At 64.0% G+C, this 22,586-nt stretch carries 23 protein-coding genes; 6 read left to right on the top strand and 17 right to left on the bottom strand.

Annotation, left to right across the window (positions count from 1 at the left end):
- Positions 1-25: 25 nt before the first annotated feature.
- Positions 26-604, bottom strand: coding sequence for a methylated-DNA--[protein]-cysteine S-methyltransferase (locus BM408_RS13000; protein ID WP_092130288.1), 579 nt, complete (start codon positions 602-604; stop codon positions 26-28).
- A 339-nt stretch (positions 605-943) separates the two neighbouring features.
- On the opposite strand from BM408_RS13000, the gene BM408_RS12995 reads away from it, so the two are divergent.
- Positions 944-1,501: a bactofilin family protein gene (locus BM408_RS12995; protein ID WP_092130287.1), complete on the top strand. Its 558-nt coding sequence runs from the start codon at positions 944-946 to the stop codon at positions 1,499-1,501.
- Positions 1,502-1,622: 121 nt separating this feature from the next.
- On the opposite strand, the gene BM408_RS12990 is transcribed toward BM408_RS12995, so the two are convergent.
- From BM408_RS12990 to purU, 8 genes are all read right to left on the bottom strand, one after another.
- Positions 1,623-2,348 carry an LrgB family protein gene (locus BM408_RS12990; RefSeq protein ID WP_092130286.1) on the bottom strand — a complete coding sequence of 242 codons (726 nt, stop codon included), beginning with the start codon at positions 2,346-2,348 and terminating at the stop codon, positions 1,623-1,625.
- The gene (locus tag BM408_RS12985) at positions 2,341-2,712 is read right to left on the bottom strand and encodes a CidA/LrgA family protein (protein WP_092130285.1); all 372 of its coding nucleotides are present in this window, start codon (positions 2,710-2,712) and stop codon (positions 2,341-2,343) included. The genes BM408_RS12990 and BM408_RS12985 overlap by 8 nt, the downstream gene beginning before the upstream one ends.
- A gap of 48 nt (positions 2,713-2,760) precedes the next feature.
- On the bottom strand, positions 2,761-4,263 hold the full coding sequence (locus BM408_RS12980; protein ID WP_092130284.1) for an FAD-linked oxidase C-terminal domain-containing protein: 1,503 nt from the start codon (positions 4,261-4,263) through the stop codon (positions 2,761-2,763).
- 138 nt (positions 4,264-4,401) lie between these two features.
- The gene (locus BM408_RS12975; protein ID WP_092130283.1) at positions 4,402-5,616 is read right to left on the bottom strand and encodes a S1C family serine protease; all 1,215 of its coding nucleotides are present in this window, start codon (positions 5,614-5,616) and stop codon (positions 4,402-4,404) included.
- A gap of 39 nt (positions 5,617-5,655) precedes the next feature.
- Positions 5,656-6,216: a DUF2846 domain-containing protein gene (locus BM408_RS12970; RefSeq protein ID WP_092130282.1), complete on the bottom strand. Its 561-nt coding sequence runs from the start codon at positions 6,214-6,216 to the stop codon at positions 5,656-5,658.
- A 204-nt stretch (positions 6,217-6,420) separates the two neighbouring features.
- A complete protein-coding gene (locus BM408_RS12965; RefSeq protein WP_175541776.1) occupies positions 6,421-7,203 on the bottom strand; it encodes a carbonic anhydrase family protein in 783 nt (260 codons plus the stop codon).
- 303 nt (positions 7,204-7,506) lie between these two features.
- A complete protein-coding gene (locus BM408_RS12960) occupies positions 7,507-8,406 on the bottom strand; it encodes a LysR substrate-binding domain-containing protein (RefSeq protein WP_092130281.1) in 900 nt (299 codons plus the stop codon).
- Positions 8,407-8,412: 6 nt separating this feature from the next.
- Entirely contained in the window at positions 8,413-9,261 is an 849-nt protein-coding gene (gene purU, locus BM408_RS12955; RefSeq protein ID WP_092130280.1) for a formyltetrahydrofolate deformylase, read from the bottom strand.
- Between the two features lie 87 nt (positions 9,262-9,348).
- Here purU and BM408_RS12950 point away from each other — a divergent pair, with 87 nt between their 5' ends.
- Positions 9,349-10,689 (top strand): omega-aminotransferase AptA, encoded by a 1,341-nt coding sequence (locus tag BM408_RS12950; protein WP_092130279.1) that lies wholly within the window; start codon positions 9,349-9,351, stop codon positions 10,687-10,689.
- A gap of 8 nt (positions 10,690-10,697) precedes the next feature.
- Here the strand turns inward: BM408_RS12950 and BM408_RS12945 are convergent, their stop codons facing one another.
- Positions 10,698-11,504, bottom strand: coding sequence for a ChaN family lipoprotein (locus BM408_RS12945; RefSeq protein WP_092130278.1), 807 nt, complete (start codon positions 11,502-11,504; stop codon positions 10,698-10,700).
- Positions 11,505-11,609: 105 nt separating this feature from the next.
- Here BM408_RS12945 and BM408_RS12940 point away from each other — a divergent pair, with 105 nt between their 5' ends.
- Complete coding sequence (locus tag BM408_RS12940) at positions 11,610-12,725, top strand: AbrB family transcriptional regulator (RefSeq protein ID WP_092130277.1); 1,116 nt, start codon at positions 11,610-11,612, stop codon at positions 12,723-12,725.
- Between the two features lie 3 nt (positions 12,726-12,728).
- Here BM408_RS12940 and BM408_RS12935 read toward each other — a convergent pair whose 3' ends face one another.
- The 3 genes from BM408_RS12935 to BM408_RS12925 all read right to left on the bottom strand — a co-directional run bounded on the left by BM408_RS12935 (position 12,729) and on the right by BM408_RS12925 (position 15,102).
- Positions 12,729-13,010, bottom strand: coding sequence for a BTH_I0359 family protein (locus tag BM408_RS12935; protein ID WP_092130276.1), 282 nt, complete (start codon positions 13,008-13,010; stop codon positions 12,729-12,731).
- A gap of 155 nt (positions 13,011-13,165) precedes the next feature.
- Entirely contained in the window at positions 13,166-14,296 is a 1,131-nt protein-coding gene (locus BM408_RS12930) for a DUF3108 domain-containing protein (protein WP_092130275.1), read from the bottom strand.
- Complete coding sequence (locus tag BM408_RS12925; protein ID WP_092130400.1) at positions 14,293-15,102, bottom strand: IclR family transcriptional regulator; 810 nt, start codon at positions 15,100-15,102, stop codon at positions 14,293-14,295. The genes BM408_RS12930 and BM408_RS12925 overlap by 4 nt, the downstream gene beginning before the upstream one ends.
- A 198-nt stretch (positions 15,103-15,300) precedes the next feature.
- Between BM408_RS12925 and BM408_RS12920 the strand changes: the two genes are divergently transcribed.
- Positions 15,301-16,284: a fumarylacetoacetate hydrolase family protein gene (locus BM408_RS12920; RefSeq protein WP_092130274.1), complete on the top strand. Its 984-nt coding sequence runs from the start codon at positions 15,301-15,303 to the stop codon at positions 16,282-16,284.
- A 15-nt stretch (positions 16,285-16,299) separates the two neighbouring features.
- On the opposite strand, the gene BM408_RS12915 is transcribed toward BM408_RS12920, so the two are convergent.
- Together BM408_RS12915 and BM408_RS12910 are read right to left on the bottom strand one after the other, a co-directional pair.
- Positions 16,300-17,478: a toxin-antitoxin system YwqK family antitoxin gene (locus tag BM408_RS12915; protein WP_092130273.1), complete on the bottom strand. Its 1,179-nt coding sequence runs from the start codon at positions 17,476-17,478 to the stop codon at positions 16,300-16,302.
- Positions 17,475-18,080, bottom strand: a complete 606-nt coding sequence (locus BM408_RS12910; protein ID WP_092130272.1) for a MarC family protein — start codon at positions 18,078-18,080, stop codon at positions 17,475-17,477. The genes BM408_RS12915 and BM408_RS12910 overlap by 4 nt, the downstream gene beginning before the upstream one ends.
- 149 nt (positions 18,081-18,229) lie before the next feature.
- On the opposite strand from BM408_RS12910, the gene BM408_RS12905 reads away from it, so the two are divergent.
- The gene (locus tag BM408_RS12905; RefSeq protein ID WP_092130271.1) at positions 18,230-19,093 is read left to right on the top strand and encodes a PhaM family polyhydroxyalkanoate granule multifunctional regulatory protein; all 864 of its coding nucleotides are present in this window, start codon (positions 18,230-18,232) and stop codon (positions 19,091-19,093) included.
- A gap of 84 nt (positions 19,094-19,177) precedes the next feature.
- On the top strand, positions 19,178-20,470 hold the full coding sequence (locus BM408_RS12900; protein WP_092130270.1) for an FIST signal transduction protein: 1,293 nt from the start codon (positions 19,178-19,180) through the stop codon (positions 20,468-20,470).
- Here the strand turns inward: BM408_RS12900 and BM408_RS12895 are convergent.
- Both BM408_RS12895 and BM408_RS12890 read right to left on the bottom strand, forming a co-directional pair.
- The gene (locus BM408_RS12895; RefSeq protein ID WP_092130269.1) at positions 20,467-21,624 is read right to left on the bottom strand and encodes a hypothetical protein; all 1,158 of its coding nucleotides are present in this window, start codon (positions 21,622-21,624) and stop codon (positions 20,467-20,469) included. The two genes, BM408_RS12900 and BM408_RS12895, sit on opposite strands and share 4 nt — an antisense overlap.
- Before the next feature lie 137 nt (positions 21,625-21,761).
- Entirely contained in the window at positions 21,762-22,493 is a 732-nt protein-coding gene (locus BM408_RS12890) for a helix-turn-helix domain-containing protein (RefSeq protein ID WP_092130268.1), read from the bottom strand.
- Positions 22,494-22,586: the final 93 nt, after the last annotated feature.

Raw genomic sequence — 22,586 nt, 5'->3', positions numbered from 1 at the left:
GGGGGTGATGGAGAGTCTGATTGTTTCAGGAAGCGGCGGGCGGCGGCTCGCGGTCAAACAGGCCGGGCGCGCCGCCGATCTCGGCGCCTTCGATCAGCAGCATGCGCAGCTTGGTCGAGACGCCGCCCGGCGCGGAAAACCCACCCGATTGCGCGCCGGCCGCCAGCACGCGGTGGCAGGGCACGATGATGGGAAAGGGGTTGTGCCCCAGCGCCTGGCCCACCGCACGCGACGCATGGGGCTCGCCCAGCTCGTTGGCGATGTCGCCATAGGTGCGTGTCTTGCCCGGCAGGATGTCTTGCGCAATTGCATAAACCCGGCGATTGAATGGTGGTATGCGGCGCAGGTCCAGTTTGCAAAAGCGCAGGTCGCGGGCTTCGCCTTCGAGCAAGCCGACCATGGCGGTTATGGCCTGTTGCATGGCGGGCGGCGGGGCTTCCTGCGCCAGCAGTGGGAACTCCCGATACAGGCGTGAGAGCATGCGGCCTTCCGAGGCTTCGGGCAGGCGCACCGCTGCGATACCGTGGTCGTTCCACACCAGCGCGCACCAGCCGATGGCAGTGCCAAAAAGCGTGAAACCGTGGGATTCGCCGTCTGCTTGCATGGTGCGCTACATGCTACACGCGCGGGCGGTTTTCGGCTTGGTGAATCTTGGCCACTTCTCATCACCGGAATCGGGCCGTCGCCGGCTTGACTGGCTTGCGCACGGGCTGCAATCAGCAGGGGCGATGCGCGCGGCCGAAGAAGGCACACGCCGCTTTATCGACACGTGGTGACAAGTCACACACTCGCTTCATTCATGCACCGCGCTGTGTGATCGCATGAGGCACATGCATTGCCGCTGCGGGTGAATGTAAGAATTAATTTCGTTACCTATCTTGCAAGCCACTGAAGCTTTTAAATTTTCGCAGACGTACCATGCGTTCTTTTTTAAGGAACTCTCATGGCAACACCGTTCTTTGGCAAGCGAGAAAACGAGACACCAACGGGCCTGCGCAATGGCCCCGGAAGCGGCTATGCAAACACCGGCTCGGCCAGCACCTTGCATTCGGCACCGCTTTCCGGCGCCGGCCAGCAGAACACCGCCAAGCCCGTGAGTGAGGCTTCTCCATCTGCCAGCACCGCCAAAGAAGGCGGCAGCAAGCTGACGGTAGGCCCCAACATCAAACTCAAAGGCGTGGAGATCACCGACTGCGACACCCTGGTTGTCGAAGGCCTGGTCGAAGCCACCATGGACTCGCGCGTGATCCAGATCGCCGAGCAAGGCGCGTTCAAGGGCTCCGCCGAAATCGATGTGGCGGAAATCCGTGGCGAGTTCAACGGCAACCTCACGGTGCGCCAGAAGCTGGTGATTTATTCCACCGGCAAGGTCACGGGCATTATTCGCTACGGCAAGCTGGTGATTGAAGAAGGCGGCCAGCTCTCGGGCGAAATCCTGTTTGGCGCATTGGCTGCGGCCAAGCCGGCCAGCGTGCCGAAAACCGGTTTACAGGCGGTGTAGGAGACAGTTAAAAGCAATCAAGCGGCAGCATTCGCTGCCCAGCCTGGGCACCCGCACCCATTCTTTGCCGCTCGCGGCAGGAAGGGTTGCGGGATGTTTGCTTTCTCTTTCTCTTCTCTCGTTAAAGCCAGCGAAACGCCAGCGGTATCAGCGCAGAGGCCAGCACCACCTGCAGCCCCAGCGCCAACCCTGCATAGGCGCCCGCATCGGCATTGACCTGCAAGGCGCGCGCGGCGCCCAGGCCGTGTGACACCGTGCCCAGCGCAAAACCGCGTGCGGCCCACCCCGATGCGTTGGTGGGAATGCGCAGGGCGTCAAACAGGTATTTGCCGCTAAGCGCGCCGACCAGGCCGGTGACCACCGCAAACACGGCTGCCAGCGCCGGGATGCCGCCTATCTTTTCCGCAATGCCCATGGCCACCGGCGCGGTGACCGACTTGGGCGCGAGCGACAGCGTGACTTCCGAAGGCAGGCCCAAGGCCCATCCCAGCAGCAATGCGGAGCCGCTGGCTGCAATGCCGCCTGCCAGCGCCGCCAGCAGCAAACGGCCCCAGCGCCGGCGCAACTCGGCCCGCCGCAACCACAGCGGCCAGGCCAGAGCCACCACGGCAGGCCCGAGCAAAAAGTGGATGAACTGCGCACCGGCGAAGTAGGTGGGGTAGGGAACGCCGGTCGCCAGCAGGCCGCCGGCCAGGCAGACGACTGTCCACAGCACGGGATTGGCCCATGGGGCCTGCGCGAGCCGGGCGTACATGGCCTGTGCCAGCACATAGACCACCAGCGTCGCCGTCAGGCCGAAGAGCGGCGTGGCCGACAGGTAGACCCAAAGTTCGACGAATTTAGGCATCCGGTGCTCCTTCTGGGGCGGCGTCGCCGCGGTCCCGCAGCAGGTGCAGGGTCAGCACGGTGACCGCCAAACCGGCCAATGTTGACGCCACCACGACCAGCAACATGCGCACGCCGTACTGGCTCACCAGCGAAAGATGGGTCATCACGCCCACGCCGACGGGGACAAAGAGTAACGAAAGGTGCGCGAGCAGGAAGTCTGCGCACACTGACACAGGGCCTCGCACCAGCTCTGATTGCAGGCCAATCAGCAACAAAACCATGCCGATCACCGGGCCCGGAAACGGCAGGGAAAAGCCGCGCGAGAGCAGTTCACCGACGGATTGGAAGACCAGCAGCCAGGCAAGCCCGCGCAGCGCCGTCATGAGGAAATGGGGTGAAGTGAAGGGCGCATGGGCGGCTTGAAGACCGGCTTAAAAGCGCGGCAAATCCGGGTGTTTGATCTGCCCGGCCCGCACCAGCATTTTTCCGTATTCGGCGCAGCGGTTCAGCGTCGGGATCACCTTGCCTGGGTTAAGCAACCCTTTGCTGTCGAAGGCGCGCTTGACGCCGAACATCTGCTCGTTCTCTTCAGCGGAAAACTGCACGCACATGGAGTTGAGTTTTTCCACGCCCACGCCGTGCTCACCGGTCACGGTCCCGCCCATGGCGACGCTGGTCTCCAGGATGTCGGCGCCGAAGAGTTCGCAGCGGTGCAACTGGTCGGGGTCGTTGGCATCAAACAAAATCAACGGGTGCAGATTGCCGTCGCCTGCGTGGAACACATTGGCGCAACGCAACTGGTATTTTTTCTCCATCTCCGCAATGGCCAGCAGGATGTCGGCCAGGCGTTTGCGCGGAATGGTGGAGTCCATGCACATGTAGTCGGGGCTGATGCGGCCCGAGGCGGGAAAGGCGTTCTTGCGGCCGCTCCAGAAGCGCAGGCGCTCGGCTTCGTCCTGACTCACGGCGATGGCGGTGGCGCCGCAGCGGCGCAGCACATCGCTCATGCGGCCGATTTCTTCTTCGACTTCCTCGGGTGTGCCGTCGCTCTCGCACAGCAAAATTGCTTCGGCGCTGAGGTCGTAGCCGGCATGCACAAAGTCCTCTACCGCAGCGGTCATCGGCTTGTCCATCATTTCGAGGCCGGCAGGAATGATGCCGGCAGCAATCACGGCGGCCACGGCGTCGCCGGCTTTGCGCAGGTCGTCAAAGCTGGCCATGATGCAGCGGGCCAGGCGCGGCTTGGGCACCAGCTTCACGGTGACCTCGGTGGTCACGGCCAGCATGCCTTCGCTGCCGATGATGATGCTCAGCAAATCGTAGCCGGCGGCATCGAGTGCGTCGCTGCCGAACTCGACTTCTTCGCCCTCAATAGTGAAGCCCTTGACCTTGAGCACGTTGTGCACCGTCAGGCCGTATTTGAGGCAGTGCACGCCGCCCGAGTTCTCGGCCACGTTGCCGCCTATGGTGCAGGCAATCTGGCTGGACGGGTCGGGTGCGTAGTAAAGGCCCAGCGGCGCGGCCGCTTCGGAGATCGCGAGGTTGCGCACGCCGCCCTGCACGACTGCCGTGCGGCTGGCCGCATCGAGTTTGAGGATCTTGTTGAACTTGGCCAGCGACAGCGTGACGCCCAGCTTGTGCGGCATGGCGCCGCCGGAAAGCCCGGTGCCCGCACCGCGCGCCACCACCGGCACGTCCAGCGCATGGCAGGTCTTGAGCACGGCCTGCACCTGCGCATAGGTTTCGGGCAGCGCCACCACCAGCGGCCGCTGGCGATAGGCCGTCAGGCCGTCGCATTCATAAGGCGTGGTGTCTTCGTTGTTCCAGAGCAAGGCGTGGCCGGGCAGCACGGCCTGCAGTGCGCCGACCACCTGGGCCTGGCGTTCACGGCGTTCAAGCGGTTGTTGTTGCCAGGCTTCAGCGGGTGCGTTCATGGGTGGCCTTCGGGATGAAACCGGTTCTTGCCGGTGATGAAAGCACTTTAATGCAAAGCTGCGGCTGGCGGCGTGAAGAAAATGCGCGTGTTTTGTGAAAACGGATCAATGCGCCGCCCTTCGCTCTTCGCCCCTCAGTCACTCCTTGCGGATGTCGACCAGTTCCAGCGCCTCATCGACAAGAAAAAGTCTGATGCCGCTTCCGCCACGCGTTTTTGCATCAAATCGCACGACGCGGCCAAGTTCAGGCGCGTACCACGCATTGGCGGTGTACACCGCGCCGGTAGTGATGGGAATTCCCCGTTCTGTGTATCCATTGAACTCGACCCGCATGATGCGAAACTCGCGGTCGCCAATGCGCATGGTCGACTCATCCGTTGCGCGGGCCGTAATGTTCATTCTGATTCGGTAGGTTTGTGGCCCGGTGTCGTACTGAAGCTGCCATGTCTGACCGGGTTCCGGTGTCTTGGTGATCCAGCCGCGCGGCGGCATGGCCATCTCATACTCTCCGGCAATGGCGCTGGTGAGTGCGACAACCTCGCCACCGGCCCGCTCCACCCGGCTTCCCTGGTTGAAGATCAGCTGGTCGCCATCAACACGGTTCAGCCGGTACCTGATGTTCTGCGCCAATCCGGTGGTCCGGTCGCGCAGCCTGTACTCGAAGACTTGCGCATTTCCTGCCTGGGCACCCGCGGCGGGTTTGTTGCGTTCATTGCGTGCGGCCAGCGCTGCTGCTGCGCGCGCAGGGACTTCGGCAATCCAGGCGGCCGGCAAGGCGAAATTCAGGTTTTGTGAATCGCGAAGGGCAAAGGTGGTGATGCCAATCAGGCGGCCCTGCGCGTCGAAAAGGCCGCCGCCGCTGGAACCGGGCGAAATGGGTACGGTGATTTGCAGCGCGACGAACTCATCGTTGTCGGCGCGACGGATGCCGGACAGAAGGCCATCGCTGATGGTCAGCTCCAGCCCGCGCGGATTTCCAATCGCATAGACCCGGGAGCCGACTTTCGGCGTTTCCGCAGGCCCCGTGGTGACCGCCGGCGCGTTGAAATTTGCCACCTTGATCTGGCACAGGTCGCGCGCGGCGTCTGCGTGTTCCAGGCTGGCGCCGTAAGCGACGTTCTCGCGTGTCACCGACACCTTGCGAGCCTTGGCCAGCACATGGCAATTGGTGATGAGCGTGCCGGCCCGAATGACCACCGCGCTGCCTGAAGCAATTTGTCTTCCCGCATCATCAAAGGTCTTGATGACCCAGATACTGGGTGACAGGCGCTCGAAGAGCTGTTCAGGGCTCGGTGCTGAGTTTTGCGCAAGGGCATTGCAGCCCACAAGAAACAGGCCTATGCCGCGAAGCATGAATTGAAGTCTCACAGTGCACCTCGTGGGGCGTTCGGTTTATCGTGCGGGCGGCAGCAGGCCGCTCAGGTCGTCGAGCGTCACGGGGCTGGATGCGCGGGTTCGTCCATCGGTGCTGCGCCCTGCGGGGTTGTTCGCGGCAATGGCGCGCGGCGCGCCTGGCACGAGTGGAATTCCACCGGTATAAGCCATGCGGGGCAGTTGCTGTACGGCCGTGCTCTCGCTTTGAAGGGACAGACTGGGGTGGCCCACAAAGAGGCCTATCGTGATGCCGGTCTGCACGTAGGTCGTGCGGCCGTCCTCCAGTTCGGCGTCCAGGCTCGTTTCGATTTCAGTGCGGGCGCTGACGGTGTATTTGCCGGCTGTGCGGTCAACGAAGAAAAAACCTTCGGGTTGTGATTTGCCGATCACTTCACCATTGAGTTTGATGTCCGGCTGGACTGCCCCTCCGAGGCCGCCCGGGCGGTACACCACCAGACGCCCATAACCCGGGCGCAAGCTGGGGAAGCTGGCCTCGACTTCGGCATACCGGGGGCCGGTGGCCGCACAACCGGTCAGAAAAATGGCTGCAGCAATGACAAGCAGTCGAAAAACCTGCATCGATCCCCCCGTTTTATGTGTTGGAATCGCGCGAGTCTAACATTCAGTTACAGCGGCGTAGCGCCCAGCGCGAGGCCGGCCAACGCCGCGCCCAATGCCTGCGGCATCGGGTGGCGGGATGAACATTTGCTGCGTCCAATCGATCCAGGGTCAGGCCGGTGAATTGGCGCAGGGCCAGCAATCCGTCCGGCCCTCAACAGGCTCTCAGGATTTGGTGCCTGGCGCCTTGCTGGCGCCGGGCGTGTCATAAAACTTGACCTTGCCGGTTTTCACGTCATACATGGCGCCCACGATCAGGATCTCGCCTTTTTGCTCCATCTCGCGCAGGATGGGGCTCTTCTCGCGGATTGTTTCTACCGTGAGGCGCACATTGTTTTCGGCCACCATCTCGACGAAGGCGTAGTTCTTTGACGTACGGTCCTTGATGTCAGCGGAGACCAGGCTCACGGCCGGTTTGATCTTGCCGATCAGGCCGGTGAGGTTGCCCAACTGCGCATCGTCACACGCGCCCTTGATGGCGCCGCAGCTGGTGTGGCCCATCACCACCAGCAGTTTGGCGCCCACGACCTTGTGCGCAAATTCCAGGCTGCCCAGGATGTCTTCATTGACGATGTTGCCCGCCACGCGTGCATTGAAGAGATCGCCTATGCCCTGGTCGAACACGATTTCGGCGGGTGCGCGCGAGTCTATGCAGGACACCACGCTGGCCAGCGGGAACTGGCCGTCCGCCGTGGCCTTGACTTCCTTCAAGTGGTTCTGGTGGCGCGGTTTGCCGGATACGAAGCGTGCGTTGCCGGCCTTGAAATGCGACAGGATTTGCGCGGGTGTCACGGCGTCCTGGCACGCCTTGGCGTCCTGGATGGTGCAGAAGGTGCCGGGCTTGACGGACCTGGCCGCCGCTTTTCCCTCGGCGTGAGCCACGGGTGAGATGGCCAGCATGGACAGCAGGATGCCGGCCACACCAGCAGCTAGTTGATGTTTCTTCATGAGAATTTCCCTCATTAAACAAGTTGGTTTTTTGACTGTGTGCCGCTGGCCGACCGTTACCCGGTGTCACGGCCAGCCCATGATAGGTAGGAGCCGGCATGGGCGCAAAACCACTTGTCGGACGCCTGGGGCTCGCTAAAGCTATTGGCGTACGCAAAATGCGCTACAGATCAAAAGGCCTTGAGCAAGGTGCAAACTCGAGACAGGGGCCAGACGGGGCCCAGACAAGATGAAATCACGTTAAGGCGTTTGCAAGGCCGGGTGGCCGCCTAGAGGCGCTTCCATTCCAACGCCCCTGAGGCCCTAGCCCAAACTTTTTCGCAGCCAGTCGGCAAAAGCCGCGCATTCCCAGCGGTCCATGGTGCCGGTGCGCCAGCACAGGTAGTGCGCATGCGGGCTGGGCACGTTGCCGGCAAAGACGGCATTGCTGCCCAGGCGCACCAGCGAGCCATTCTCCAGCCAGGGCGCGCCCAGCTTGAGGCGTATCAGCGCAATGCCCATGCCGGCCGCGGCCGCATCGCACATCAGGCCGATGTCATTGAACTGCGAGCCGTCGGCGGGCTCGGGCCAATCAAGTTTGTGTGCCGCAAACCAGGTGCGCCAGGGCTCCAGCGGTGAGCGCAGCAGGCTCTCGCCTTCCAGGTCTTCAGCCGCTTCAAAGGGGCCGTGCTCGCGCACGAAGGCGGGCGATGCCAGCGGCGCGACTTCGTCCTTGCTCAGGCACACATGCTCCAGGTCCGCATAGCGGCCGGTGCCGAAACGCACGATGAGGTCGGCATCTTCGGCCACCACATCCAGCAACGGAATCGACACCTGCAAGGTGAGGTCGATTTCTGGGTAGGCGTCGGTGAACTGGCGCAGGCGCGGAATCAGGATGGAGCGCGCAAAGGTGGGCGTGACCGCCAGGCGCAGCTTGCGTTTGCCGGGTGTGGTGCTTTGCCCGGCCGCGCCCGGAAACTTCTGCAGCGTGGCCAGGCCTTCGCGCACATGGGCCAGGTATTCGCTGCCTTCGGTGGTCAGTGAGAAGTCGGCGCGCCCGAACAGCTTGGTGCCGATGATTTGTTCGAGCTGCTTGACGCGGTGGCTGACCGCGCTGGGCGTGACGCAGAGTTCTTCGGCCGCCTGCGTCACGCTGCGCAGGCGCGCCAGTGCTTCAAATGTCAGCAGGCATTGAATCGGTGGAATCCGCGCTGGCGTGGCCATGGAGGGCTACTTGAAGATCACGGTCTTGTGGCCGTTGAGCAGCACGCGATGCTCGCTGTGCCACTTGACGGCGCGGGCCAGCACCTGGCTTTCGGTGTCGCGGCCCATGGCGGTCAGGTCTTCCACGGTTTTGCTGTGGTCGGCGCGTGCCACGTCCTGTTCAATGATGGGGCCTTCATCCAGGTCGGCCGTCACATAGTGGGCGGTGGCGCCTATCAGCTTCACGCCGCGGTCATGCGCCTGGTAGTAGGGCTTGGCGCCCTTGAAGCTGGGCAGGAATGAATGGTGGATGTTGATGGCGCGGCCGGCGAGCTTTTTGCACAGGTCGTTGGAGAGCACCTGCATGTAGCGCGCCAGCACCACCAGCTCCGCGCCTTCGGACTCGATGATCTCCAGCTGCTTGGCTTCAGCCTGCGCCTTGGTGGCCGCCGTGACCGGGATGTGGTGAAACGGGATGTTGTAGCTGGCGGCCAGCTGGTAGAACTCGCGGTGGTTGGAGACGATGGCGCGGACCTCCACCGGCAGCAGGCCCGACTTGCAGCGAAACAGCAGGTCGTTGAGGCAGTGGCCTTCCTTGCTGACCATGATGACGGTGCGCATGGGCTGGGTGGTGGCATGCAGCTTCCAGCTCATCTGGAAAGCTTCTGCGAATGACTTCAGCTGACCGGAGAGCTCATCGTGCGTCAGCTTGTCGCAGGCGAACTGCACCCGCATGAAAAACAGGCCCGTGTCATGGTCGTTGTACTGCGCGGCTTCTTCAATATTGCCGCCGTTTTGCAGCAGGAAACCGGAGACGGCATGAACAATGCCCATACGGTCCGGGCACGACAGGGTCAGGATATAAGCGTGATTCATAGGGGATGAATTGTCGCAGGTGAGGGCGGCGCCTGCCCGGAAGTGCCAGAATGCCAGAACACCCCTCTCAGACACAGGAGACACGCCATGGCTTACCAGAACTTCAACATGGAGCACCACTGGCTCCCTTTCACGCCCAACCGCAGCTTCAAGAAAGACCCGCGCGTGTTTGTGGCCGCCGACGGCATGCACTTCACCACGCATGACGGCCGGCAGGTGATAGACGGTATCTCCAGCCTCTGGTGCGTGGGCGCCGGCCACAACCGCAAGCCGATCAACGAGGCCATCAAAAAGCAGCTAGACACGCTGGATTACGCGACCGCCTTCCAGGCCAGCAACGACCAGGCTTTCAAGGCCGCTGAAGTCATCGCGGGCATGGCCCCCGGCGACCTCAACAAGGTGCTGTTTTGCAATTCAGGCTCCGAGGCGGCCGACACCTCGCTGAAGGTGGCGCTGGCCTACCACCGCGCGCGCGGCGAGGGACATCGCAATATCTTCATAGGACGCGAAAAGGGCTACCACGGCGTGGGTTTTGGCGGCATGAGCGTGGGCGGCATTCCGGCCAACCGCAAGGTGTACGGCGCGGCCTTGCTGCCGCGTGTGGACCACATGCGTTTTATCCACGACCCGGTCAACCACGCCTACATCAACGGGGCGGAGCCGGTGTGGCAGGAAGACCTGCTGCTGGAGCTGGAAAACCGCATCCTGCCGCTGCACGACCCGAGCAATGTGGCTGCCATCATCGTAGAGCCGGTGGCAGGCAGCGCCGGCTGGTATTTGCCGCCCAAGGGCTACCTCAAGCGCCTGCGTGAGATCTGCGACAAGCACGGCATCCTGCTGATCTTTGACGAAGTCATCACCGGCTTTGGCCGCCTGGGAACGGGTTTTGGCGCCGACTACTACGGCGTGGTGCCCGACATGCTGAACTTTGCCAAGTGCGTGACCAACGGCGTGATTCCGCTGGGCGGCGTGATCTGCTCGGACCGCATCTACGACGGCATGATGAATGCCAACAGCGGCGCGCCCGAGCATGCCATTGAGTTCTTCCACGGCTACACCTATTCGGGCCACCCGGTGGCTTGCGCGGCCGCGATTGCCACGCTGAATTTGCTGAAAGAAGAAAAGCTGTACGAGCGCGCAGGCCAGATGGGCAAGGTGCTGGGCGACGCGATGCACAGCGCCTTCAAGGGCCTGCCCAATGTGATCGGCATCCGCACACTGGGCCTGGCCGGTGCGGTGGAGCTGTCGCCGATTGCCGGCACGCCGGGCAAACGCGCTTATGACATCTTCATGGAGTGCTATCACCACGGTGTGCTGGTGCGGCCCGCCGCCGACAACATCGTGATCTGCCCGCCCTATATCGTCGAAAAAGAGCACATTGACCGCATCGTCAATGTGGTGGCCGACGCGATTCGCAACAATGCCTGATCAGGTTCTCAGGGCTTGGGCGCGAGCTTTTTGTCCAGCCCTGCGCAGTAGTCCTTCTCGGCAAGCGCAGGTGTAGTCCATACGGCATCGAAGGCCTCAGGGCTTTCGGCCCCTGCGGTCCCCGCGCGCAGCCGCACGGCTTTGGTTTTCAGGTCTGAGGGCAGGTGCTGCGGCACGCCAAGCAGGCGGTCTGCGTGGCCGCTGCCGGCCAGCAACAGCACCGTCTTGCCCGGCAAGGCCGCCTGTGCCAGGGTGTTGGCCATGCTGATGTCCTTGCCAATCTGGACGCGTGTCATCGGCGTGATCTGGCTTTCCGGCAACAGGTTGCAGTGGCCTGTGCGTATGAGCTGCTGCTGCGCCTTGAGGGCCGGGCCCGGCAGGCGGGTGTCGAGCTGGCTGTCTGCCATGCTGGCCGGCATCAGCGGCCGGGGCAGGTTGGCGCCCAGCACCGGAACGCCGGCGCGCACCGCGCTCATCACGGCGGGACCGTAAGAGGCCCAGGGCCAACCCTTGTCGTTCCAGTTCAGCGCGTTGCGCACCTGCTGCTCGGTGGCGCTGGGATTGAGTGCGGAGGTGCTGACGCCCGTGTCAGCCATCTCCAGGGCCACGGCCGCCAGCGCGCCTTTGGCCGCCAGAAGGGCGACCACCTGTTGTTCGATGTGCTGGTGTTCAGCGGCGTCGTGCTGCTCGCCCAGGATCAGCACGTCTGCGGGAAGCAGTGCTTCCAGCCGGGCGGACGTCTGCGCGGCTTCGCTGCCCGGCGCCTGCAGGATGGGCGCTTCGGGCCGCCCCGCACAGCCGCCCGCCAAAGCCATCGCGGCGGTGCAGACCAGGCATGCCAAAGCACGAGGGGGAGGGAAATATGGCATCCGTGGATACTACTGCTTCCAGCGGTTTTGCTGCGACCCTGACGTTTTGCCATGCCCTCCTTTTTCCACCGCGCTGTCCAGCCGCTGCCCGCGCGCATTGCCCTGACTTTGTTGCTGGCCTGGGCGGCCGCGGCGCTGTGCATCGCGCTGCGCACCCCCTTGCCGTGGATGATCGGTCCCTTGCTGGCGACGGCGGTGGTGTCGATGCTGGGCGGGCCGACGGCCAGCTGGACGCCGCTGCGAAACAGCGGGCAATGGATCATCGGCTGCGCGCTGGGCTTGTATTTCACGCCGCAGGTCGTGGCGCTGCTGGCGGGCCTCTGGTGGGCGATTGCGCTGAACATCGTGTGGGCGCTGGCTTTGGGCCTGGCCTTTGGTGCGTGGCTTTACCGCGTGCATCACGGCCCTGGGCGCCTGCATGTTGCGGGCCTCTCACGCATCACGACCTACTTTGCCGCGCCGATTGGGGCCGCGTCGGAGATGACGCTGATGGCCGAGCGCCATGGCGCGCAAACCGACCTCGTTGCCTCGGCGCACAGCCTGCGGGTACTGCTGGTCACGCTGATCATTCCTTTCGGGTTTCAATGGGCGGGGTTGCATGGGCTGGATGCCACGCTGCCCGGCGCGCGCGTCGTCCAACTGCCGGGCCTGGCCTTGCTGGCCTTGCTGACCGGCGTCGGTTGCTGGGTCATGCTGAAGCTGGAGCGCACCAATCCCTGGTTTATCGGTGCGCTGGTGGTGTCGTTGCTGCTCACGGCCAGCGGCGTAACGCTGTCGGCGCTGCCGCAAGGCATGACCAATGCCGCGCAACTTGTCATCGGCATCAGTCTGGGCGTGCGCTTTACCAGCGGCTTTGTGCACATGGCGCCGCGCTGGCTGGGTTCGGTGGCGCTGGCCACAGTAGCCATGATCGTGCTGTGCGCCGGTTTTGCCTTGCTGCTGGCGCAATTCACCAGCCTGCACTGGGCGACCTTGCTGTTGGGAACTTCACCCGGCGGTATCGCCGAGATGGCCATCACGGCCAAAGTGCTGCAACTGGGGGTGCCGATGGTGACGGCGTTTCACGTCACGCGGCTGGCTGCCGTTTTGGTGCTGGCTGAGCCTATGTATCGCTGGTTTTACCAGGACAGCGCGGCGACGCAGGCCGAAAGCCCACCCGCCGAGTAGTTTCTAGTGCAATGAGATAGGGGTATTGGCCAGCCCGCTGTAGCCTTCCAGCGTGTCTTCGATTTCTTCCTGCGTGGGCGTGTTTTGCGCCCAGGCGCTCAGGCGTTGCTGGAACATTTCGGCCCAGGAGCCATCCAGGTACACCTCTTTGCCCGAGCGCTTGTCGACGATTTCAAAGCCATGGCGGGCCAGTTGCGGCACAGCCGGGGCGGGTGCTGCCTCTTCAGGCGCGTTGGCGTGGATCTGAAGCACGGCAAAAGAGTCCGAGTCGTAGAGCATGTGCATGGTGAGTTCCTTTACCTTCAGATAGCAACGATAGTGCCAAGTTCAAGAGAAAGGATCTCCGGCATGCAATCGTTCGGTAAAGACCCGCTACGCCGTGTAAAACCACACATAAAGGCCGCTTCACCGTGCGGCCTGGCAACACGCCCCCTCAGCCGCTACCCTTTGCTGAGGCCGCTGAGTTGCTGGTCGATAGAGTCCCCGTTGGACTGGGTGATTTTGTTGCGCACCGGCAGGTAACCCAGCGAGGGGGCATACCAGATCTCCACCTTCTGGTCGAACTCACGCCGCGGCTGGCGTGTCAGCTTGACCGTGGCGAGTTCGCCAAAGGGCAGGGAGAGCTGCTCTTCGGCCTCCACCAGAAAAGTCCAGGTGTCGGCGTCGCGCGGACCCACGGTGTACATCGAGATGGTTGCGCCCACGGGGAACGCGGCCGGGTTTCCCGCCAGCATGCCGCCCAGCTGCATGAAAACGCTGACCCGGTCTTGAGCGCCTTTGACCCACGGCACAGTGGGCGTGTTGGCGCTAAAGCTGACCTCTCCTTTGTCGGAATCAAAATGCGCCGCCACCTCTGTTCTTGACTTGTCGGAAAAGCGTATGGGCGCGAGGCCTTCCGGGCCCACGACGCCGGTGCTCCCCATGCTGCGTGAGCCGAGGAACAGCGCGCTGACGCGCATGCCCGCGTCGTAGAGGGCGCCTGCGCGCCGCCAGTTCAGCTCGGCGTTGGCGTGGTAGGTCAAGCCCCTGGCGTTGCCGGTCATCTTGTACTCGAGCTTGACGCTCTCCGGCAGGGCCACCGCCGTCACCGGCGTTTGAACCGGGCCGGCAGGTGCGACGGGCGCGCTTGCCGCGGATGCGGCGGCAAGGGCGGCTGCGTCCTCGGCGGGTGCACTGCCTGCGGCTTGCGCGTTGGGGGTGTCACCCGGCGTAGGCAAGTCGGAGGAAGGCGGCGCCACATAACTGGTGGCAGGGGATTCGGGTGTTACCTGGGTTGGTGGCGGTTTTGGCCTCGCAGGTTTGGTGGGAGGCTTCGCAGGGGCGGATTCGGGTGCTGCAGCAGGCGGCTGTGCCGGCGGCGGGGTGATGCTGCGGGTGATCAGGGGCTGAACGCGCTGTTGGGCGCCATCCAGCCCGGGGCCGAATCGCGCCGGCGAAGACGAGAGCACCAGTGCATGAATGCCCAGCACCGCCGCCGCCAGCATGGCCAATGCGCGCCAGGGCGGCGCGGACTCATGGCCGCGCGCAAGACCGGTTTGCCCGGCCGGTTGCACGGCCATGGAGGTGTTCATCCCTGTTTGAACCCCAGGTCGCTGGAAAGTTGCCGTGCCGCCGCCGCCAGGGGCCGGGCGACTGTGCCGTCCCACTCGGGGTCAAACGTTGCCAGCGAGCCGAGCGCCACCATGCCCAGCGCGAGATGGCCGTCGGCGTCAAACACCGGCGCACAAAAGCCTGCCACGCCCGGCAGCAGGGTATTGACGGCGCGGGCCATGCCCCGCAGGCGCACTTCGTCCAGTAGGGCGGTTAGCTCGGCCATGCTGGCAGGCACATCCTTGCGCGCCAGTTTCTGGTTGCGTGCCAGCTCATCCTTGACCAGCAAGGCCAGGCGGCCGGGTGATTTGGCGCCGGCTGTCAGGCGTGGATGCGAGAACGCCGTAAAACACAGGCCCGTGGCCGATGAGAGCAGCGGCATCACATCGCCCAGCCGCAGGTTGACGGTGACGGCCTGGGGCGATTCTTCCCAGTGCACCAGCGTGGGCCCCTGGTTGCCCCAGACGGCCAGCGCCAGGGTCTGGCCGGTTTGCGCCATCAGGGCAGGCATAAGCTGGCGGGCAAGCTTCACGCTGTCGAGCCGTGACAGGGCGGCCAAGCCCAGCTTGAGCGCCGCCGGGCCCAGGTCGTAACGGGTGGTGCCGCTGTCCTGGGCCACCAGGCCCAGGCGCTGAAAGCTCACCAGGTAGCGGTGGGCCTTGGCTGCGCTCATGCCGGCTGCCGCGGCCAGGTCGCGCAGCATCAGCGGGCCGGGCGAGGTGGACAGCACCTGCAGCAGGCTGAAGCCGACCTCCACCGACTGGATGCCCGCGCGCTGCGGCGGCAGGCTGCTGCGGTCGGCGCTGGAAGGGGCTGGGCTGGCTTTCATGAGGGCTTGACTAGAATTTCGGGTTACCCGCCGGTTGGCAGGTGAAGGAATCGTAACCGGGCCGAAAAATGAGCAGGACGAAGGCCACGGCACAATCAGGCTTACAGCGACTCACAGCGACTAGCCGCGACACCGACAGCACCCCTCAGGATACCGATGAAACTTGCCACTTACAAAGACTCTTCCCGCGACGGCCAGCTCGTTGTGGTTTCGCGTGATCTCTCCACGGCGCATTATGCGACCGGCATTGCAGGCCGGCTCCAGCATGTGCTGGATGACTGGAACTTCATGTCGCCGCAGCTGCAGGACCTGTATGAGACGCTGAACAGCGGCAAGGCGCGGCACGCGTTTCCGTTTGAGCCTTCGCGCTGCATGGCGCCGCTGCCGCGCGCCTACCAGTGGGCCGACGGCTCGGCCTACATCAACCATGTGGAGCTGGTGCGCAAGGCCCGCAACGCCGAAGTGCCCGAGAGTTTTTACACCGACCCGCTGATGTACCAGGGCGGCAGCGACGATTTCATCGGCGCCTGCGACGACGTGGTGGTAGCCAGCGAGGACTTCGGCATCGACTTTGAAACGGAAGTCGCCGTCATCACCGGCGACGTGCCCATGGGCGCCACGCCCGCGCAGGCGCTGGAAGGCGTGCGCCTGTTGATGCTGGCCAACGATGTCTCGCTGCGCAACCTGATCCCTGACGAACTGGCCAAAGGCTTTGGTTTTGTGCAAAGCAAGCCGGCCACGGCCTTCAGCCCGGTGGCGGTGACGCTGGACGAAGTGGGCGACGCCTGGGATAAGGGCCGCCTGCACATGACCCTGCAAAGCACCTGGAACGGCCGCAAGGTCGGCATGTGCGAGGCCGGCCCCGAGATGACTTTTCATTTCGGCCAGCTGATCGCCCATCTCTGCAAGACCCGCAATGTGCGCGCCGGCAGCATCGTGGGCTCAGGCACCGTCAGCAACAAGGACTGGAGCCACGGCTACAGCTGCATCGCCGAAAAACGCGCGATCGAAACCATCGAAGACGGCAAGCCCAAAACCGAATTCATGAAATTCGGCGACACCATCCGGATTGAAGCCAAAGGCAAGGATGGGATGTCGGTATTCGGTGCAATTGATCAGAAGGTCGTTGCCGCAGCCTGAGCACCCGCGAGGGCTTTACTTTGAATAGGCTTTTCTTGAGCCGTCTTCAAAGACCGCATCGTCACGCAGCGGCTTGCCGTCATCGTCCCAGGCCTTCTCACGGGTAAGGCGTCCGCGGTCGTCGTAACTCGACTCACCCACCAGCTTGCCGGCCTCGTTAAAGCGCTGGTGCGTGCCCAGGGGTAACTGCCGGTAGCGGTTGCCCGCGCTGAAGCGGCCGGTGCGGGCGACCTTTCCGCTGTCGAAGTAATCGGTGGTTTGCAGCCAGGCGCTCTCGCCCTCGCCGCCGAATTCGGTTTTGCTGCGGGGCTGGCCGTTGAGGTAAAAAGTCTGGTCGCTCACCGGCCTGCCGCCCGACCACTGCCTGTCGCGCGTCAGGGTGCCGCTGTCGGCAAAATCCTGCTCCCGCTCCTTGAAGGCGCTCCGCGAGGTCTGGCCGTCCAGCAGCCACCGGACTTCGCGCCGCTTCACGCCGGCGTTGTTGAAGTAACGTTCCGTGCGTGTGTTGTCCGCCACCTCGTCCTGGTAATCCGGTTTGCCGCCGTCGCCCAGCGTCTCATGGCGAACGCGCTTGCCCGCCAGATAGCTGCTGCGGGCGTTCAGCACACCTTTGCTGCTGAAGAGCTCGACCTGCGAGGCGCCGCCTGAAAAGCCGCACCAGCGGGCATCGTCGGCCGGTGCCGCCAGCACGGGTTTGTCGCCGCAGCGCAAATACTGGAGCTGACCACGCTCGTTGAATTCGGCATAAGCCTGTTCGCTGCTGGAGCCGCCGGTTTCACGCAAGGCGTAAAACGTGATGCGCTGCAGCTGCCCATTGGTGTGAAAGCTGCGCGCCAGGCCCACCTGGCTGCCGTTGTCATAGGTGCTGTCGCGCAGCACCTGGCCGCCGGGCGCAAATTCGCGCGAGCGGCCGTGCTGGTTGCCGCGCTCGTTCACGCTGTAGTCGCGCTGCAGTTTGCCTTCGCGGTAGTAACGCACCTGGCCCATGAACTTGCCATTCTGCAACTCCTGCTCGCGCATCATCTGGCCGGAGTCGCGATCCTTGCAACGCATGATGCCGGTCTTGCCGGCGGTGGTGCCGCCGTGATTGGGGTTGACGCTTTCGCCGTTGACTTCGCAGTCCTGCACGGCATGCGCCCAGGCGGGGGCCAGCAGGCAAAGGCCCAGCAGGGCCAGGCGGTGTGCGGTGATCATGCAGCGGCTCCGATCTGGGTGATGAAGAGCCGTATGCCGCGCAAGAACATCTCGACCGCAATCGCCACCAGGATCAGGCCCATGAGCCGCTCAAAGGCCATCATCACGCGGTCGCCCGCCACGCGCTGGATGCGCTCGGACAGCACCAGCACCACCGCGCACACGGCCATGGTCACGCAGAGCGCAGCAATCCATTCCATCCGCCGCTCGGGCGCCTGCGACACCAGCAGCATCACCGTGGCCAGGGCCGAGGGGCCGGCCAGCGCGGGGATGGCCAGCGGCACGATCAAAGGCTCGCCCAGCATGGGCGCGGACTCGGGCTGGTCTGAGGGAAAGATCATGCGCAGCGCGATCAAAAACATGACGACGGCGCCGGCAATCTGCAGCGACAGGTCGCTGAGGTTCATCAGGCGCAAAAAGCCGTCGCCGACGAACATGAAGGCCAGCAGCAGCAAAAAGGCGATCAGCACCTCGCGCAGGATGACGCGCATGCGCCGCTCGGGCGCCACGCCTTTGAGGGCGTTGGCAAAGATCGGGATGTTGCCGAAAGGGTCCGTGATGAGCAGCAACAGCACGGTGGCGGAGGCAAAGGTATAGGCCATGGCGGCAAGCTTATCAGGCCCCCGTTGCGGGCCGGAAGCAAAAACCGGTTGACGCGCCGCCCCGGCGTTGCACAATGAAGACGCGCGCCGGGCCTGCCCGCCGCCTTGCCCTTAGCCGCAATCGTGCACAACAAGCCAGGAGACACCCCATGAGTGACGCAGACAATCCATCTTTCCCCGGTTTCGGCAAGCTGGTGCCCGGTTTCGACTTTCTGCAAAACCTGGCCAAGCAGGCGGCCGGCAGCGCGACGCAGAGCATTCCCCAGCTGCCCAACCTGGGCAACTGGGTGGCGCCCACACTCAATGTCGAAGAACTCGACAAACGCATTGAAGAACTCAAGGCCGTGCAGTTCTGGCTCGACCAGAACGCCACGGCGCTCAAGGCCACCATCCAGGCACTGGAAGTGCAGAAGATGACGCTGGCCACCCTCAAGGGCATGAACTTCAACATGGGCGATGTGGCCAATGCCTTCAAGCTCAAGGTGGCCGACAGCGTGGCGGGCGGTGTGCAGCGCGTGGCCGACAAGGCCCGCACCTTTTCGGGGCTGGAGGTTCCGCCTACGAGTTTCGGCGCTGCCAAGCCCGCCGCCAAGTCGAAAGCCAAAGCGCCGGCAGCAGCCAAGGCCGCTGCGCCGGCGGCCGGCGTGGTCGACCCGATGCAGTGGTGGGGTGCGCTCACCCAGCAGTTCCAGACTATCGCCACCGACGCCATGAAGGACGCGGCCAAGAAAGCGGCGATGGACACCACCAAGAACCTGGCCACGGGCCTGGCCAAAGACGCCATGAAAACCGCCACCGGCATGGCGACAGGCATGGCCCGCAACATGGCCGAAACCGCCGGCAAGACCGTGGCGGGCGGTGCGCGCGCTGCGATGAACACGGCGCTGCGCAGCAGCCAGGGCTGGCCGACGCCGGCCGCCGGGAAAGCGCCTGCCAAACCCGCGACCAAAGCGGCCGCCAAACCAAAGCCCAAGGCCCCGGCACGCAAGGCGGCGCGTAAAACCGCGCGCTGATCCGAGCGTTAATCCGAGCGTTAATTGGCGCGCTGAGGTACGCTGGAGCCCTACCGAATTTCCGTTGAACGTCACCAGGACCCCATGAAGCTTTTCCCCTACGGCCACGCCACCCATCCGCAATGGCAGATGGCGGCGGGCCTTGTGCTGGCGCAGTTGCGCGCCTACTTGGCGCTGCCCGGTTATGCCAAGTCACCCACGCTGGCGCTGCTCTATATCACCGACCACTACGCACCTCATGCGCAGGACATCCTCGACCACCTGAGCGCCGAGCTGCCCGACATCACCGACTGGAGCGGCACCGTGGGCGTGGGCATCGCGTCCAACAATGTCGAGTACTTTGACGAGCCGGCCCTCACCGTGATGCTGTGCGAGCTGCCCTATGACCAGTACCGCGTGTTCTCCGGCGTATCGCCTTTGCCGCCGGCCAGCAGCGGCCGCTTCAAGGCGCACACCGCGCTGGTGCACGCCGACGCCGCCACGCCCGATGTGGCCGAACTGATCGCCGAGATGGCCGAGCGCACCGACAGCGGTTATGTCTTCGGCGGCCTGGCCTCCAGCCGCTCCAGCACGGTGCAGTTCGCGCTCAGCGGGCACGGCAATGTGAAAGGGCAGGGGGCTGCCGGCGGCGTGTTCAGCGGCGGCCTGAGCGGCGTAGCGTTTGGCCAGGGTGCGGCGCTGATGTCGCGTGTGACGCAAGGCTGCCGGCCTGTTTCGGCACACCATGAAATCACCGCCTGTGAGTCCAATGTAGTGACTGAGTTGGACGGCAAACCCGCGCTCGACGTCATGCTGGCCGACCTCGATGTCTCGCTGGATGAGCCGCGCGAGGCCCTAGCCAGGGTGCGCACCACGCTGGTGGGCCTGACACGGCCGGACGATATTCCGGATGATGGCGCGATCCACGCGGTGTCGCGGCGGGCCGGCCAGTTCGGCGCCGAGGTGCGGGTGCGCCACCTGATAGGGCTGGATCCGGCGCGCCGGGGCATTGCGATTGCCGAGGTGCCGGCCGTGGGCATGAAGCTGGCTTTTTGCGAACGCAACGTCGAGGCCGCGCGCGCCGACCTGATCCGGGTGTGCGCCGAAATCCGTGAAGAGCTGGAGCCCGAGGAGGTTACGCTTGAAGTGGCCAGCGCCTTGAGTGCGCCCGAGGCCGAATCGGCGCCGCATGCGGCGCGGCGCATTGCCGGGGCGATTTACGTCAGTTGCTCAGGCCGCGGCGGCCCGCACTTTGGCGCGCCCAGCGCTGAGATGCAGATCGTGCGGCGGGCTTTGGGGGATGTGCCGCTGGTCGGCTTCTTTGCCGGCGGTGAGATCGCTCGTCACCACCTCTACGGTTACACCGGCGTGCTGACGGTATTCACTGCACCAGCCTAGAGCACCTGCGCTTCCAGCAACTCCACCGGGTCGCCGTAACGCGCGGCCATTGCCACGACTGACGGATCACGCAGCGCGCACAAAAAGCCGTCCTTGATCAAGGTGTTGTTGCCTGCGGTCACGGTTCCGTCCAGGGTGATCAGGTCCATGTGAACCGGCGGCTCTTCCCAGTCGGGCATCACGCGGCGTATGTAGTCGCTGGGCTTTGCCAGATCAATGCCGAAGTGCAGCGCGCCGGGCGCGTTGGAGCCTGCCGGGTAGACCGTGTGGCGTGGCGCCTTGGGGTTGAAGCCGCAGCCGCCGCCTTCAATCATGCGGCCGCCGACCAGCATCTCGCGCAGGATGACAGCTTCTTCTGACACGCCGTCGACGGCAGAAATCGTGTCGCCTTCAAAACGCACGGCGATTTTTTCTTCGAACGGTTTGGCAAAGCCGACGGCCCATTGTGGGTAGAGCACACCGGCCATGGGCACCACGGCCTTGAAGTCGTTTTTGACCGAGTTGTGGTCCCACAGATTGGGCCCGTGTGTGGGCAGGTAGTGCACATAGCAGCCATCTTCCTCGGCCGTCATCTGGCCGCGCCAGCGGTTGGTGGCCAGCTGGTTGGCGCGCATCGCCTGCGTGAAGCTGATGCGGAAGTCGCTGCCGCGCGAGTCGGTAAAGCGCAGGTCGAAGTCGCCCTCGGTCGGGTAGCGGGCGGCCGTGCCGCGGATGATCTCGCCGATCACGTCGACCGGAAAACGCGCCTGCGGCGTGTGCAGCAGATCCAGGTTGCGGAAGTAGGTGATCTTGACCCAGCGCTGCCCGGCGCGGCGCAGGTTGATGCAGAGGGGGTCGAGGATGGAGCAGAACCAGGTCGACACCACAAAGGTGGCCTTCTTGAGCATGGCGTGCACTTCTTCCGGCACGGCCGTCACCTGCGTGCTGGGCTCCATATAGATACGCACTTCGGCCCCGCGCGACTTGGCGATGCCGATCACCGCGTCGATCACACGCGGGTCCAGCAGCGGGTCGGCCAGCATCAGCACCCTGTCCCCCGGGCGTATCGCCATCACCCGCGAGAAGTTGTCCAGCGCCTGGAAAAAGTACTTGGTGTCGGTCAGGTTGGCGGCTACCGGAATGGGCAGGCCGACATAGGTGGAGGTGTTGTTCATCGTGGGGTCACCGGAAATTGCATGCACAAAAACAGTCTTGCAAGCTGTAATTGGCTGAATATTACCAGTAAACGCCGAATTTACTTAGCTTGCTAATGTAATTGCATGCAATTCAGCCAGACAATCCCGACGAGTCGCTACCTCCTCAATGCAGCAAACGCCTCAAACTCCCAGCTCCGCATCGCCAGCAAGAGTGTGAAACCCTCGCGGTCCTTGTCGCCCAGCTTCTGGTCCGTCTGGTGCTGCTGGGCAAAGTCCTGCGCCACGCGCTGCATGCGCTCGAGGAAAGAGGGCGCCAGGCCACGGCTGATGGAGCCGTGCACCAGCAGCAGGCCTTCACCGTTGCCGTCAAAGCCGCCCGAGAAGTAGTCGAGCAGGGCGTTGTCGCGGAAGTAGTCCATCACCGGGCCATGCGGGCGCCAGCGGAAGGTCTTGGCGAGTTTGAGGCGGTAGCGGTTCAGGGGCTTGAGCTCGATGATGCCGATGCGGTCCAGCTGCGCCAGGTATTTGATGCATTCGGCTTCCGACACCCGGTAGCTGGTGGTGATCTGCTCCAGCGTCCATTGCGACAGCACACAAATGGCGGCCAGCAACAGCTTCTTGTCGGCCACCACGGCTTTCTCCTGCGCTTCGCTGAGCTCTGCGAGCAGGGGCTGCGTGTCGGCCACGCGCCGGGCCAGGTCGGCAAAGTCCAGTTTCAGCGCCCGGCAGATTGCGTCGATGCGTGAGAGCGGCATATCCCCCTTGGCCAGCATGCGCTTGACGCTGGACTCCGCCATGCCCAGCTTGGCGGCCAGGTCCGCATACGTCATGCGGGCGGCCTTGAGTTCTTTTTTGAGGAGGGTGACGAGGTCGGCGGTGGTGCTCATGGGTATCGATTATCAATACTTTGGGTTTGAATGGCCGCCACCGCGTTGAATTTTGATGCCTGGTGACTTTCCCGACCGGCACAGTGCGACCTA

The sequence above is a fragment of the Polaromonas sp. YR568 genome (assembly GCF_900116715.1).
Classification (GTDB): Bacteria; Pseudomonadota; Gammaproteobacteria; order Burkholderiales; family Burkholderiaceae_C; genus Polaromonas.
This window is presented reverse-complemented; position numbering and strand designations above follow the sequence as displayed.